This is a genomic window from Citrobacter sp. Marseille-Q6884 (genome assembly GCF_945906775.1).
In the GTDB taxonomy this organism is placed as follows: Bacteria; Pseudomonadota; Gammaproteobacteria; order Enterobacterales; family Enterobacteriaceae; genus Citrobacter.
Genome location: NZ_CAMDRE010000001.1, coordinates 2,259,481 through 2,274,467 on the forward strand (window position 1 = coordinate 2,259,481; position 14,987 = coordinate 2,274,467).

General features: G+C 49.8%; 13 protein-coding genes. 10 read left to right on the forward strand and 3 right to left on the reverse strand.

Annotated elements, in window-relative coordinates; genetic code table 11:
* The first annotated feature begins 429 nt into the window (after nt 1-429).
* Both ehaB and iprA read left to right on the forward strand, forming a co-directional pair.
* Nucleotides 430-3,348, forward strand: a complete 2,919-nt coding sequence (ehaB, locus tag N7268_RS10635) for an autotransporter adhesin EhaB (protein ID WP_260862873.1) — start codon at nt 430-432, stop codon at nt 3,346-3,348.
* Between the two features lie 84 nt (nt 3,349-3,432).
* On the forward strand, nt 3,433-4,056 hold the full coding sequence (gene iprA, locus N7268_RS10640) for a hydrogen peroxide resistance inhibitor IprA (protein WP_260862874.1): 624 nt from the start codon (nt 3,433-3,435) through the stop codon (nt 4,054-4,056).
* A 1-nt stretch (nt 4,057) separates the two neighbouring features.
* Here iprA and ampH read toward each other — a convergent pair whose 3' ends face one another.
* Nucleotides 4,058-5,215, reverse strand: coding sequence for a D-alanyl-D-alanine-carboxypeptidase/endopeptidase AmpH (ampH, locus tag N7268_RS10645; protein ID WP_260862875.1), 1,158 nt, complete (start codon nt 5,213-5,215; stop codon nt 4,058-4,060).
* A 383-nt stretch (nt 5,216-5,598) separates the two neighbouring features.
* Here ampH and sbmA point away from each other — a divergent pair, with 383 nt between their 5' ends.
* Together sbmA and N7268_RS10655 are read left to right on the forward strand one after the other, a co-directional pair.
* A complete protein-coding gene (sbmA, locus tag N7268_RS10650; protein ID WP_260862876.1) occupies nt 5,599-6,819 on the forward strand; it encodes a peptide antibiotic transporter SbmA in 1,221 nt (406 codons plus the stop codon).
* A gap of 14 nt (nt 6,820-6,833) precedes the next feature.
* The gene (locus N7268_RS10655; RefSeq protein ID WP_260862877.1) at nt 6,834-7,937 is read left to right on the forward strand and encodes a DUF1615 domain-containing protein; all 1,104 of its coding nucleotides are present in this window, start codon (nt 6,834-6,836) and stop codon (nt 7,935-7,937) included.
* On the opposite strand, the gene N7268_RS10660 is transcribed toward N7268_RS10655, so the two are convergent.
* Nucleotides 7,922-8,239, reverse strand: a complete 318-nt coding sequence (locus tag N7268_RS10660) for a YaiY family protein (RefSeq protein ID WP_260862878.1) — start codon at nt 8,237-8,239, stop codon at nt 7,922-7,924. The genes N7268_RS10655 and N7268_RS10660 overlap by 16 nt on opposite strands.
* 263 nt (nt 8,240-8,502) lie before the next feature.
* Between N7268_RS10660 and N7268_RS10665 the strand changes: the two genes are divergently transcribed.
* Nucleotides 8,503-8,721, forward strand: a complete 219-nt coding sequence (locus tag N7268_RS10665) for a DUF2754 domain-containing protein (protein WP_260862879.1) — start codon at nt 8,503-8,505, stop codon at nt 8,719-8,721.
* Nucleotides 8,722-8,738: 17 nt separating this feature from the next.
* Here the strand turns inward: N7268_RS10665 and ddlA are convergent, their stop codons facing one another.
* Complete coding sequence (gene ddlA / locus N7268_RS10670; protein ID WP_260862880.1) at nt 8,739-9,833, reverse strand: D-alanine--D-alanine ligase; 1,095 nt, start codon at nt 9,831-9,833, stop codon at nt 8,739-8,741.
* 300 nt (nt 9,834-10,133) lie between these two features.
* Here ddlA and N7268_RS10675 point away from each other — a divergent pair, with 300 nt between their 5' ends.
* The 5 genes from N7268_RS10675 to adrA all read left to right on the forward strand — a co-directional run bounded on the left by N7268_RS10675 (nt 10,134) and on the right by adrA (nt 14,978).
* Nucleotides 10,134-11,330 (forward strand): multidrug efflux MFS transporter, encoded by a 1,197-nt coding sequence (locus N7268_RS10675; protein WP_260862881.1) that lies wholly within the window; start codon nt 10,134-10,136, stop codon nt 11,328-11,330.
* Nucleotides 11,331-11,590: 260 nt separating this feature from the next.
* On the forward strand, nt 11,591-11,824 hold the full coding sequence (locus tag N7268_RS10680; RefSeq protein ID WP_260862882.1) for a sigma-S stabilization anti-adapter protein IraP: 234 nt from the start codon (nt 11,591-11,593) through the stop codon (nt 11,822-11,824).
* 114 nt (nt 11,825-11,938) lie between these two features.
* Nucleotides 11,939-13,354, forward strand: a complete 1,416-nt coding sequence (gene phoA / locus N7268_RS10685) for an alkaline phosphatase (RefSeq protein ID WP_260862883.1) — start codon at nt 11,939-11,941, stop codon at nt 13,352-13,354.
* A gap of 96 nt (nt 13,355-13,450) precedes the next feature.
* Nucleotides 13,451-13,771, forward strand: a complete 321-nt coding sequence (gene psiF, locus N7268_RS10690; RefSeq protein ID WP_260862884.1) for a phosphate starvation-inducible protein PsiF — start codon at nt 13,451-13,453, stop codon at nt 13,769-13,771.
* Nucleotides 13,772-13,862: 91 nt separating this feature from the next.
* Nucleotides 13,863-14,978: a diguanylate cyclase AdrA gene (gene adrA / locus N7268_RS10695; RefSeq protein ID WP_260863547.1), complete on the forward strand. Its 1,116-nt coding sequence runs from the start codon at nt 13,863-13,865 to the stop codon at nt 14,976-14,978.
* Nucleotides 14,979-14,987 lie beyond the last annotated feature (9 nt).

Consider the following 14,987-nt stretch of genomic DNA (forward strand, 5'->3'; position numbering starts at 1 on the left):
TGGCCTGATGTTGGTTATGTTGTGTGGTGATAGATGCCTGACATCATGGGTAATTTGTTTTCATCACGGCGGCTATTTTTTCAGGCGCAATGGATTTTATTGTGGATTTAGTTTTGTTTAATTTTATTTTAAGTGAATTAGGCTTTGAATATTTTATTCATTATATTTCTGATTGTTATAAAAAACATGATTGAAGTATATATATGTTGTGCTTTTTTATTTCCTATGGTGTTGAATTAAAATCAATTTCACCTCTATTTATTTCCTTTTTTGATTCTGTGGTTATTGTCCGAAATCGGACTTACGGTAATGAATAATTGAACCTCTTATCTTTACCGCCGCATAATCCTCCTCGAGAAACATAAAATGTTTTCTATGCATTGATAATTGATGGATCAACTATATTACGTCCCTGAGGAGGGATGACAAATGCACACTTGGAAAAAGAAACTTGTAGTCTCACAATTAGCATTGGCCTGCACACTGGCAATCACTTCTCAGGCAAATGCTTCTACTGATATCTCTGGTACCACTTATAATACTTATAACCATTATAATGACGCTACTTATAGCGATGACGTATATTATGACGGTTATGTGGGTTGGAATAATTACGACGCTGATAGTATCTATAACGGTGATATTTATCCCGTTATTAATAACGCCACTGTTAACGGCGTCATTTCAACTTACTACCTGGACGACGGTCTTTCTGGAAACAGTAATACCAATAGCCTGACCATTAAAAACAGTACCATTCACGGTATGGTGACGTCCGAATGTATGACAAAGGACTGTACTAACCGCACTGGCACTGATTATTACTATGATCGTCTGGCGATGAGCGTTATCAATTCGACCATTGATGACAACTACGAACATTATACCTACAACGGTACGTATAATGATGCCGCTGACACGCATGTGGTTGACGTTTACAACCTGGGCACGGCGATCACCCTGGATCAGGAAGTTGATCTGTCTGTCTCCGCTAACTCTCACGTGGCGGGCATCACGCTGACTCAGGGTTATGAGTGGGCAGACATCGACGACAATACCGTCAGTACAGGAGTCAACAGCAGTGAAGTGTTTAACAACACCATCACCGTAACGGATTCCACGATCACCTCTGGTTCATTGTCAGATGAAGGAACTGATGGCTGGTTCGGTAACAATCATAACGCCAGTGATTACAGCGGTTCTTATACTGCCGATGATATTGCTATTGCAGCCATTGCGAATCCGGGTGCGGATAACGCCATGCAGACCAGTGTTAATCTCAGTAATTCAACCCTGATGGGCGACGTTGTATTCTCCAGCAACTTTGACGAGAACTTCTTCCCGCAGGGTGCTGACAGTTATCGTGATACAGATTCTGCGGTAGATACCAACGGTTGGGACGGCACCGATCGTATGGATGTCACGCTGAATAATGGCAGCAAGTGGGTTGGCTCTGCGATGTCCGTGCATCAGGTCGATAGTGACGGTGATGGCATTTATGACGGTTACGCTGCCGGTACCGAAGCCACCGGGATGCTGTACGATATCAGCGCGAATAGCCTGTGGCCTTCATCAACTTACGGAATTGACAACAATGACACCGCGTATAGTGAAAATGGTCATGTTGTCGGCAATCAGGTTTATCAGAGTGGGCTGTTTAACGTCACACTGAACGGTGGTTCACAGTGGGATACCACTAAAACCTCGCTGATTGATACCCTGAGCATCAACAGCGGTTCTGTTGTGAATGTTGCAGATTCCAGTCTGGTTTCTGACTCCATTGCGCTGACCGGCGGTTCTGCACTGAACATCAATGAAGACGGTCATGTAGCTACTGACACCCTGACGGTGGATAACAGTACCGTCACGATTGCAGATGATGTTGCTGCAGGCTGGGGTGTCAGAGATGCGGCCTTGTATGCTAACACCGTTAATGTAACCAACAACGGTGTTCTGGATGTAGGTAACAGCACTGCCTATGCTCTGCAGGCAGATACCCTGAATCTGACCAGTTACACCGATACTTACGGTCACGTTAATGCAGGTGTCTTCGATATTCACAGCAACAGCTTTGTGCTGGACGCTGATCTGACCAACGATCGTACTAATGACATCACCCAGTCTAATTATGGCTACGGTGTGATCGCCATGAACTCAGAGGGTCACCTGACCATTAACGGTAATGGGGATGCCTGGACCGGCGATCAATCAGAAGTCGATAATGCTGGCGATAACGTTGCTGCTGCAACCGGTAACTACAAGGTTCGTATTGATAACGCGACCGGTGAAGGCTCTGTTGCCAATTACAACGGCAAAGAACTTATCTACGTTAACGACAAAAACAGCACTGCAACGTTCTCTGCAGCGAATAAAGCGGATCTTGGTGCTTACACCTATCAGGCTCAGCAGGCCGGCAATACTGTTGTTCTGCAGCAGATGGAGCTGACTGACTACGCTAATATGGCGCTGAGCATCCCGTCTGCGAATACCAATATCTGGAACCTGGAGCAGGATACCGTGGGAACCCGCCTGACCAACGCGCGTCATGGTCTGGCCGATAACGGTGGTGCATGGGTGAGCTACTTTGGTGGTAGCTTCGACGCAGATAACGACACCATTAGCTACGATCAGGATGTCAATGGCATCATGGTCGGTGTTGATACCAAAGTTGAAGGTAACTACGCTCAGTGGATTGTCGGTGCTGCGGCTGGCTTTGCGAAAGGTGACATGAGTGACCGCACCGGTCAGGTGGATCAGGACAGCCAGACGGCTTATATCTACTCTTCTGCCCGTTTTGCGAATAACCTCTTTGTTGACGGAAGCATGAGTTACTCTCACTTCAACAACGATCTGTCAGCTAGCATGAGTGACGGTCAGTATGTTGATGGCAGCACTTCTGCTGATGCCTGGGGCTTTGGTCTGAAACTGGGTTACGACTGGAAAGTCGGTGATGCTGGCTACGTAACGCCGTACGGCAGCATATCGGGTCTGTTCCAGTCTGGAGATGACTATAAGCTCAGCAACGACATGAAAGTTGATGGTCAGTCCTATGACAGCCTGCGTTATGAACTGGGTGTAGATACAGGTTATACCTTCACCTATAGCGAAGATCAGGCGCTGACGCCGTACTTTAAACTGGCCTATGTTTACGACGACTCAAACAATGATTCTGACGTAAACGGTGATTCTATTGACAACGGTGTTGAAGGTTCTGCGGTTCGTGTTGGACTGGGTACTCAGTTTAGCTTCACCAAAAACTTCAGCGCATACAGCGATGCTAACTACCTTGGCGGCGGTGATGTCGATCAGGACTGGTCTGCAAACGTAGGCGTTAAATATACCTGGTAAGCTATTTCTTACTGCGAAAATACAGGTAATTAAAGTTAAAATGCCCGTCAAGGATTTGGCGGGCATTAATGTAAGGATGCTCGAATGCTGTCTGTAGGCAAGCCCCTTCATGAGTTTGCTAAGCTCAATAAATGTTTATCTGGGTATGGTACTCGTTTCGAGTTTTGCAATGAAAAACAAACCCTATTTTCCAGTGATATAAATAGTGACGATATATTCATTATTTTAGAGGGGATTATCTCTCTGAAAAGAAACGATGATGTTCTTATCGGAATGGCACAGGCACCTTTTATTATGGGGCTGGCTGATAGTGTGATGAGAACGGATGTGCAATATAAGTTAATGGCAGAAAGCCACTGCTCTGGATATCATCTTCCCGCCTCTCAAACGATCAGTATCATTGAGCAGCATCACCTGTGGCGAGAAGCCTTCTGCTGGTTAGCATGGCAAAATAAGACACTGGAACTGCGCGATTTACAGTTGATTGGTCATAATTCATACGAACAAATTCGGGCAACGTTAATTGCGATGAACGAATGGGATCAAGAGCTACGCTCCCGTATAGGCGTGATGAACTATATTCATCAGCGCACACGAATATCTCGTTCTGTCGTTGCCGAAGTGCTTGCGGCGCTGCGCAAAGGAAATTATATCAAAATGAACAAAGGCAAACTGGTTAGCATCAACCGTTTGCCTTTTGAGTACTAAATCAGGATGCAGGAACGACCAGCGGCTTATTTCCGCTTAATTCTGCCACCAGATTATTGATACCGTCACTCATATTGGTAAAACGGGTCAGTGGGGAACGGGTCACCACGACAAAAGCGCCAACGTTTTTCTGCGGAATCATCGCCATGTAAGTGATGAAGCCACCGCCGCCACCTGTTTTCTGAATGATTCCTGGTCGGCCATTCTTCGGTGCCATGTATACCCAGCCCAAACCCAGCGCATCGGCTTTGCCAGGTACATCCATACCGATCACTTTGGTGAGCTGTGTACGCTGATAAATCAGCGTCTGCATACGATCGGCCTGTTGACTGCGATGATAGAAATCAGACGAGAGATACTGCTGCATCCAGCGCATCATATCGCCAGGCGTGGAATAGACGCCGCCACTGCCCATCGCGGCCAGTGTATTGTTACACGGACTGGCACCTTTTTCCGCGATCATCAGACGCTTACACTGATCGGGGGAGGGGGTAAAGGTGGTGTCTTTCATCCCGAGCGGTCGCGTGATTTTCTCTTCAAAAAGCTGTGGATAAGGTTTACCGGCGGCTGTTCCCAGCGCATCGGCCAGCAGATCGAACGCCAGGTTTGAATACGAAGCTTGCGAACCTGGAGCAGCTTTCAACGTGGCGGTAGAGAGATAGCTCCAGCGCTGCTCGCGGGTCGGCCAGACAAATACCGGACGTTTTGCTGCGCCACCAGGCTGTTCGCGTGGCAGGGCACTGGTATGTGTAGCCAGATTCACCAGGGTGATCGGCGTTCCCTTATAGGTCGGAACGCGCGCGCCGGGTGGTGCATATTTACTCAACGGGTCGTTCAGTTTCACCGTGCCCTGATCGAGTAATTTCACCAGCATTTCACTGGTCATCAATTTGGTAATCGAGGCAATTCGAATCACGGAGTCCAGTTGCGGATGAACATTATTACCGGGACGCGTTTCGCCAAAGCTGCGAAAGACGCGCTGGTTGCCGTCAATCACCACGAGTGCCATCCCCGTAGCCCCGCTGCCGTAGAAGATATGGTCGGCATAACGATCAACGATGTCGGAAGCGAAGACGGGATCGGTTATAGGCTGTGCCGCCTGGACAGATGTCAATGACGCCGCACACAGCGCGGCAGAAAAAAGCAGACTACGTTTCAACGGTGGTGTCCATGAGTTAGATGAAGTAAATAAGGATGACGTGCGTATGCGTATTTATACTACTGAACGGCATATTGCAAAGCGCTAATACGCCAATGATAGTGTGAAAAACGTAACGATGAGTAAACGTGAGTCTTTCCTCGAGAGTCGATGTTCGCTTTTGTGATCTCACGCTGTGATAATCTGAATATGCTGGAACGCTGTCTTATGTGAAAACCACAGAAACAATTCTTCAGGGCCGGGTTGCGAACTAAGTGCGCGGGTTCTGGTCACAATTGTCGGTTTCAGCTTGTGTTTTTGGGCGTAAGCCGTCTTGCCGCCTTCATCAAGGTCGCAAATGCACAGCAGTCGTCATAACGATAAGAAGTTAGCAGGAGAGTACGATGTTTAAGTCTTTTTTCCCAAAGCCGGGGCCGTTCTTTATTTCGGCATTTATTTGGGCACTGGTCGCCGTTGTTTTTTGGCAGGCTGGAGGGGGCGCCTGGGTAGCCCGTATCACGGGGGCCTCCGGTGATGTACCTATCAGCGCGGCACGATTCTGGTCGCTGGATTACCTGATTTTTTACGCATACTACATTCTTTGCGTCGGGGTATTCGCACTGTTTTGGTTTCTCTACAGCCCGCACCGCTGGCAATACTGGTCCATACTGGGCACGTCGCTGATTATCTTCGTGACCTGGTTTCTGGTTGAAGTTGGGGTCGCGGTTAACGCCTGGTATGCGCCATTCTATGACTTGATTCAAACTGCCCTCAGTTCACCCCATAAGGTGAAAATTGAGCAGTTCTATCATGAAGTGGGGATCTTTCTCGGCATTGCATTGATTGCCGTGGTCATTGGGGTGATGAATAACTTCTTCGTGAGCCATTATGTGTTCCGTTGGCGTACCGCGATGAACGAACATTACATGGCGCACTGGCAGCATCTGCGGCATATCGAAGGTGCGGCGCAGCGTGTGCAGGAAGACACCATGCGTTTTGCCTCCACGCTGGAAGATATGGGCGTCAGTTTTATCAACGCGATCATGACGTTGATTGCCTTCTTGCCGGTACTGGTCACACTCTCTGCGCATGTGCCCGATCTGCCGATTATCGGGCATGTTCCTTATGGTCTGGTGATTGCCGCGATTGTCTGGTCGCTGATGGGTACCGGGCTACTGGCGGTGGTGGGGATTAAACTTCCTGGACTGGAGTTTAAAAACCAGCGCGTAGAAGCGGCTTACCGTAAAGAGCTGGTGTACGGTGAAGATGATGCCAGCCGTGCGACGCCTCCTACCGTGCGTGAGTTGTTTCATGCGGTGCGTCAGAACTATTTCCGCCTCTATTTTCACTATATGTACTTCAATATTGCCCGTATTCTTTACCTGCAGGTTGATAACGTTTTCGGCTTGTTCCTGCTGTTTCCGTCGATTGTTGCCGGTACGATTACGCTCGGTCTGATGACGCAAATCACCAACGTGTTTGGTCAGGTGCGAGGATCGTTCCAGTATCTGATTAACTCCTGGACCACATTGGTGGAACTGATGTCTATCTATAAACGTCTGCGCAGCTTCGAGCGTGAGCTGGATGGTCAGGATATTCAGGAAGTTACCCATACTCTAAGCTAACAAAAGGAGATGTTATGTCGACGGTTTCCCGTCTTTACCCCTGGTCTTGCCTGGCTGCATTGGTGCTGGTGGGATGTAGTAGCCAACCTTCACAGCCATTGAAAAAAGGGGAGAAAGCCGTCGATGTGGCGAGCGTGGTGCGTCAGAAAATGCCCGCCAGCGTGAAAGACAGAGATGCATGGGCGAACGATCTCGCAAAGACGTTTGAAAGCCAGAAGCTGGCACCGACAGTCGAGAATGTCTGTTCGGTGCTGGCCGTGGCACAGCAGGAGTCCAATTACCAGGCCGATCCCGTGGTTCCCGGGCTGAGTAAAATAGCCTGGAAAGAGATCGACCGTCGCGCTGAGCGTATGCACGTTCCGGTTTTTCTGGTTCATACCGCCCTGAAAATTAACTCCCCGACGGGAAAAAGCTACAGCGAGCGTCTGGATTCGGTGAAAACGGAAAAGCAACTTAGCGCTATTTTCGATGACTTCATCAACATGGTACCGATGGGGCAGACGCTGTTTGGTTCGCTGAATCCGGTACATACCGGTGGTCCGATGCAGGTCAGCATTGCGTTTGCCGAACAGCACACCTCGGGGTATCCATGGAAAATGGAAGGAACAGTGCGTCAGGAAGTGTTTAGTCGCCGTGGCGGACTGTGGTTCGGAACGTACCATCTGCTGAATTATCCGGCGAACTACAGTGCGCCCATCTTTCGCTTCGCCGATTTTAATGCCGGCTGGTATGCCAGTCGGAATGCGGCTTTCCAGAATGCAGTCAGTAAAGCCAGCGGTGTGAAGCTGGCGCTGGATGGCGATTTGATTCGCTACGACAGTAACGAACCGGGTACAACCGAGCTGGCGGTACGTAAACTGGCCGGGAAGATGAATATGAGTGAGAGCGACATCCGACGACAGCTGCAAAAGGGCGACAGCCTTGCGTTTGAAGAGACTGCGCTCTATGAGAAAGTCTATAAGCTGGCTGAGACGAAGGCGGGTAAAGCGTTACCACGAGAAATGTTGCCAGGAATCCAACTGGAAAGCCCGAAGATCACACGTAATTTGACCACCGCGTGGTTTGCTAAACGTGTCGACGATCGCCGGGCGAAATGTATGGCTCAGTCATCTCTGTGATGGCGCCAGCGCAGGATGATGGCGATGACGCCAAAAATCAGACTGCCTGCCAGGAAGGGAATCAGGCCAAAAAGGGTACCGACGCCTAAGCCGATTTCAACCCGCGGGCGTCCGCTCTCTTGCATTTGAAGTTGCATCAGTTGTTCATACAGTCCGGGAGCATGGAACAGCAGATTTAATACCTGTGCTCCGGCCCAAAAGCAAAACAGAACAAAAAAGGCATACGCAATATTGCCGGGCATGGAGGCGGAATCCCGATGCTTGCCCTTAAAAAGGGATTTTGAGAGCGTAAAATCAGCCATAGAGACCTCCAGAAATAACCTGCTCTTCGTGGCGTAATGCCAGTAACTGACAGTGAGTCTGACAGGTGATCGGGATTGTCAATATCAGAATGATGGTAATTTCAGCCCGAGATTATTCCTGGATTTCGGTTTTTTGTTGAGCGTCACAAATGTTTAACCTTAAGTGAAACCAGGACACATTTCAGAAATTCCGCATGTGCCACAGACGTCCACGAGGAAATATGCGAGGATGCTGCTCATGTTGTCTTTCCACCGGAGCTGTTATGAACCTGCCTGTAAAAATCCGCCGAGACTGGCACTATTACGCGTTTGCCATTGGGCTTATCTTTATTCTGAATGGCGTGGTGGGATTATTGGGCTTTGAAGCTAAAGGATGGCAAACCTACGCGGTGGGTCTGGTTACCTGGGTGATCAGCTTCTGGCTCGCCGGGCTTATTATCCGCCGTCGCGTGGAAGAAGATGATGCGAAGGATGCCCAATAAGGGCATCCTGAAGGGGGTTACATGCTGGTTTTCAGCGCACTATCCGCAGCGTGACGTTCCAGCGCCAGTTCGATCAGACGGGTAATCAGATCGGTATAGCCTAAACCGCTCGCCTGCCACAGTTTTGGATACATGCTGATATTCGTAAAGCCCGGTAGCGTGTTGATCTCATTGATCACCACGTCGTTGTCAGCAGTTAAGAAAACATCCACACGCGCCATGCCGGCACAACCCAGTGTCTGGTAGGCTTGGATCGCGATTTCGCGGATTTTGTCGTTAATCTCTGGTGAGATTGCTGCAGGAACTACCACTTTGGCGCCGTTATCGTCGATGTATTTGGTGTCATAGGCGTAAAAATCACTGTTTAGCACGATCTCGCCACAGGTGCTGGCTTGCGGATGATCGTTACCCAGTACCGCACATTCGATCTCACGGCCCGTGATCCCTTGCTCCACGACCACTTTATGATCGAACTCAAATGCCAGCGCGATGGCCTGATCGTACTGTGCTTCGCTGGTGACTTTGCTGACGCCAACGGATGAGCCCTGATTGGCGGGTTTGACGAACAGCGGCAGACCCAGGCGGGATTCAACCTCGGCAAAACTGATAGTGTTGCGATTCGCGCGGGTGAGCGTAATAAATGGCGCAATGTTTAACCCGGCATCACGCAGCAGACGTTTGGTGACGTCTTTATCCATGCAGGCTGCGGAACCCAGTACATCGGAGCCGACGAACGGCAGGTTCGCCACACGCAGCATGCCTTGCAGAGAGCCATCTTCACCCAGCGTGCCGTGCACGATCGGGAAAATAACATCAACCGTTGGCAGCGCTTGGCCGTTTTGCGCATCGATCAACTGGTGATCGTGTTTACCCGGGACCTGCGCCAGGCTGGTCGCGGAAGGGCGTAAGGCGATATGCGCCGGATCGTCTGCATTGAGCAGATAGTTACTGGCATCACTGACGTGCCATTGCCCTTGTTTATCAATACCTAACAACACAACATCAAAGCGAGTCTTGTCGATGGCATCGACAATATTTTTTGCCGATTGCAATGACACTTCATGTTCCGCTGATTTACCACCAAATACGATTCCTACCCGCAACTTTGCCATCTTAAAAACCCATTCCATGAATGCAAAGCACATACATTACCACGACGAAACGCAGGATTCCTCGGCTTCTGGCAGATTGTTTTGGTGAAACGCTGCGGAATAAACACGCTCAAACCTGAGAAGGAAGGGCAAAGCATAATCCCCTGGCATGATTGTGGGTTTGGTGTGATGAATGTCACAAATATGATGAGTGGGGAGATAAAATACTAAACTGCAAGACAATGGCTCGCAGAACCTTCGTTTAGAGACGTAATTTGTTAAGCTGCTCGCAGTTTTTTGCCGTTTATCGTATGAGTCCTTATGGAATCCTGGAGAGTTAACCTTATTTCCGTTTGGTTCGGGTGCTTTTTTACCGGACTGGCAATCAGCCAAATTCTGCCTTTCTTACCGCTCTATATTTCCCAACTTGGGGTGACCTCGCATGAAGCCCTGTCGATGTGGTCCGGGTTAACCTTTAGCGTGACCTTTTTGATTTCTGCCATTGTGTCACCGATGTGGGGCAGCTTAGCTGACCGAAAAGGCCGCAAGTTGATGCTGTTACGCGCCTCGTTAGGCATGGCTATCGCGATTTTACTGCAGGCATTTGCGACAAACGTCTGGCAGCTTTTTCTGCTTCGCGGTGTGATGGGGTTAACGTCGGGATATATTCCGAATGCGATGGCGCTGGTGGCCTCGCAGGTACCACGCGAGCGCAGTGGTTGGGCGCTGAGTACGCTCTCTACGGCACAAATTAGCGGCGTCATTGGCGGGCCGCTGATGGGCGGATTTATTGCCGACCATGTGGGCTTACGGGCTGTATTTTGTATTACTGCAGCGCTGTTGGTCGTGAGTTTTCTGGTGACCCTGTTTTTAATTAAAGAGGGGGTGCGTCCGACGATCAAAAAAAGTGAACGCTTAAGCGGCAAAGCGGTTTTCGCTTCACTGCCTTATCCGGCGTTAGTGATTAGCCTGTTTTTTACCACCATGGTTATTCAGCTCTGTAATGGCTCGATAGGCCCCATTCTGGCGCTATTTATCCGTTCGATGGTGCCGGACAGCACAAATATTGCATTTCTCAGTGGACTGATTGCCTCGGTACCTGGCGTATCGGCGCTGATTTCAGCACCCCGACTGGGAAAACTGGGCGATCGGATTGGGACAGAACGTATTCTTATGGCGACGCTGTCCTTCGCGGTAGTGCTCTTTTTCGCCATGTCCTGGGTTACAACGCCATTGCAGTTGGGGATTTTACGTTTCCTGCTGGGTTTTGCCGATGGCGCGATGTTACCGGCGGTGCAGACGCTGCTGGTGAAATACTCCAGCGATAAGATCACCGGGCGCATCTTTGGTTATAACCAGTCGTTTATGTATCTGGGTAACGTTGCGGGGCCATTAATGGGCGCAACCGTATCGGCGATGGCGGGCTTCCGTTGGGTCTTTATCGCCACGGCGAGCATTGTGCTTATTAATATCTGGCAACTCTCCAGCGCGCTGCGGCGTCGGCGTCGCGCACGTTGAATGTCTGGCGAACAATGCGGGTCACCTGCATTGTTCGCAGTATAGTCAATCCATAATCATGGATTATATATCTGTGTGATTATTAAGCTTCTTACTTTTTTATATTGAATAATTCTGCAACAAGCGTTATTTCATCTTATTTTATGTTGTGATTGTTTTCGCAAAATATTTTATTTCTTATCAAAATACAACTTTCATCCTCTAGGCAGTTGTGAGCCATAATGCTAACGTGACCCATATTTTGTTAAGGGAATACGCAAATGAAAAACCTCATCACTGAGTTGTTGCTTAAGCTCGCCCAAAAAGAAGAAGAGTCGCAAGATCTGGCAGCCCAGGTAGAAATGTTAGAGCGTGTCATCATGGAAATGCTGCGTAATATGGCGACAAGCGATCAGCAAGTACTGATTCGTCAAATTGAAGGCGCATTTGCGGGAGGAAGCCGTACGCCAGCGTTTCTGTCAGCGATGCAGAACGCGGGCGGGAGCGCGACATAAGCGTATCGAAGTCGCGACAATCACGCGCTACTACAAATCATCATAAAAGTGTCACATCAAATACTTATAGTCGCTTTGTTTTAATTTTACCGTATTTATACATGGAGAAATAAAGTGAAACAAAGCGCTCTCGCTATTGCCCTGTTACCTTTGCTGTTTACCCCGATTATTTATGCAGAAACATCTTCCATCGCGGTTTTAGATAATCGCGCTGCTCAGGGAGATATCACCACGCCGGGTGGCGCCCGTCGATTAGTTGCCGATCAGACGGCGGCGTTACGCGATTCTTTGAGCGATAAACCGGCCAAAAATATTATTTTGCTGATCGGTGACGGCATGGGTGATTCAGAAATTACGGCTGCGCGAAATTATGCTGAAGGCGCTGGCGGCTTTTTTAAAGGTATTGATGCGTTACCGTTGACCGGACAATACACGCACTATGCTCTGGATAAGAAAACGGGCAAACCCGATTATGTGACGGACTCTGCGGCATCTGCAACGGCGTGGACGACCGGCGTCAAAACCTATAATGGTGCGCTGGGCGTTGATATTCATGAAAAAGATCACACCACGATACTGGAGCTGGCTAAAGCGGCAGGTCTGGCGACAGGGAATGTGTCGACTGCCGAGTTGCAGGATGCTACGCCCGCGGCACTGGTCTCGCATGTGACTTCACGTAAGTGCTATGGCCCGAGTGTGACCCGTGAAAAATGCCCGACAAATGCGCTGGAAAAAGGCGGCAAAGGGTCAATAACGGAACAATTGTTGAACGCCCGCGCCGACGTTACGCTGGGGGGCGGGGCAAAAACATTCGCGGAAACCGCAGCCGCGGGCGAATGGCAGGGAAAAACGCTGCGTGAACAGGCGCAGGCACGGGGTTATCAGATGGTGAGTGACGCAGCAACGCTTGCGGCGATTACCGAAGCGAATCAGGATAAACCGCTGCTCGGTCTGTTCTCTGACGGCAATATGTCGGTACGCTGGGAAGGCCCAAAAGCGTCTTATCACGGGAATCTTGATAAGCCCGCCGTCACCTGTACGCCAAACCCTAAGCGTAACGATACCGTGCCGACTCTGGCACAGATGACGGATAAAGCGATTGAGTTGTTGAGCAAAAATGAGAAAGGCTTCTTCCTGCAGGTGGAAGGCGCGTCCATTGATAAACAGGATCACGCCGCCAACCCGTGCGGACAGATTGGCGAAACGGTCGATCTGGATGAAGCGGTGCAGCGTGCGCTTGCCTTTGCGAAAAAAGAAGGGAATACGCTGGTGGTAGTGACTGCCGACCACGCCCATGCCAGCCAGATCGTCGCCCCCGATACCAAAGCGCCAGGTTTGACTCAGGCGCTGAACACCAAAGATGGCGCGGTGATGGTCATCAGCTACGGCAATTCTGAAGAAGAATCTCAGGAGCACACCGGTAGCCAGTTACGCATTGCTGCCTATGGGCCACATGCGGCAAATGTGGTCGGACTGACCGATCAAACGGATCTGTTTTACACCATGAAAGCCGCTTTAGGACTGAAATAAGCCATCACCCGGGGGACTGATTTCTCCTCCGGGTGGTATTTTTTTCGTTTGCAGCCAGACTTATCTACATATCGTCGTACATAAAAGGATGGTGCTATGAAAATGATACTTTTGGTGACTCTGCTTTTTGGTGTGGTTTTTTTAACCACGGTCGGCGCTGCCGAGAAAACATTAACCCCGCAACAACAACGTATGACCACCTGCAACCAACAGGCGACGGCTAAGACGTTAAAAGGGGATGCCCGTAAAGCGTACATGAGTGATTGCCTGAAAAACAGCAAATCTGCGCCAGAGGAAAAGAGCCTGACACCACAGCAACAGAAGATGCGTGAGTGCAATGTTCAGGCGACGGAGCAGTCGTTGAAAGGCGATGATCGCAACAAGTTTATGAGTGCCTGCCTGAAAAAAGCGGCGTAATACATACGGGTGAGCAGGGAAAATCGCTCACCCGAAATATCATACTTCCGCCGTCAGCCCCCTTCCTATAATTTGGGAAATTTGTTTCAGAATATTCCCAAATACGATGAATGATGAAAACTTTTATCAAAAAAAGGTCTTACCGAATGAAGCGTTCATTTCACTTCATCAAAATGACCATCAGCGTTCCGGACTGCGATTTGCCCGACGGATCAGGTTGCCGCGTGCGGTGGGATTGGGGGGGATGTTTTTCCCGATTGCTTCAGTATTAGTCTCACAACCGATTACCGGTGGCTGGTGGCTTTTGTTGGTGGGGTGGGCTTTTGTCTGGCCGCACCTGGCATGGCAGTTGGCGAGCAAAGCAGAAGATCCTCTGCACAGTGAATTCACTAACTTAAAAGCGGATGCGATCCTGGCGGGAATGTGGATGGGGATCATGGGGGCGAACCTGTTGCCTTCCACGGCGCTGCTGATGATTATGTGCATCAACCTGATGGGCGCAGGGGGTGCGCGATTGTTCATCGCGGGCAGTGTATTGATGGTGGTCTCATGTCTGGTGACGTTGCAGCTAACGGATATCCCCGTGGCCTTAAGCAGTACGCAATTGAGCATGCTGTTGTCTCTGCCGGTTCTGGTGTTTTATCCGCTGTTGTTTGCGTGGGTCAGCTATCAGACGGTTATCAAGCTGGCGGAACATAAACGACGATTGCAGGTGATGAGTACCCGGGATGGCATGACGGGGGTCTATAACCGACGCCATTGGGAAATTTTACTGCGCAATGAGTTTGATAATTGCCGCCGCCATCAGCGCGACGCGACATTGCTGATTATTGATATCGACCACTTTAAGAGCATCAACGATACCTGGGGACATGATGTCGGCGATGAGGCGATTATCGCGTTGACGCGCCAGTTGCAAATGACATTGCGTGGCAGCGATGTGATAGGGCGTTTTGGCGGCGATGAGTTTGCGGTGATTATGTGCGGCACGCCTGCGACCAGCGCGATTGCGGCAATGTCACGCGTTCACGAACGACTGAGCCAGTTGCGGTTATCCTGCGCTCCGCAGGTTGCCTTGCGTATTAGCGTCGGCGTTGCGCCGCTGACCACGGAAACTGAACACTATCGGGAATGGTTAAAATCGGCTGATATGGCGCTCTACAAAGCAAAGAATTCCGGACGTAACCGCACTGAAGCGGCGGCCTGACGTCCGGTT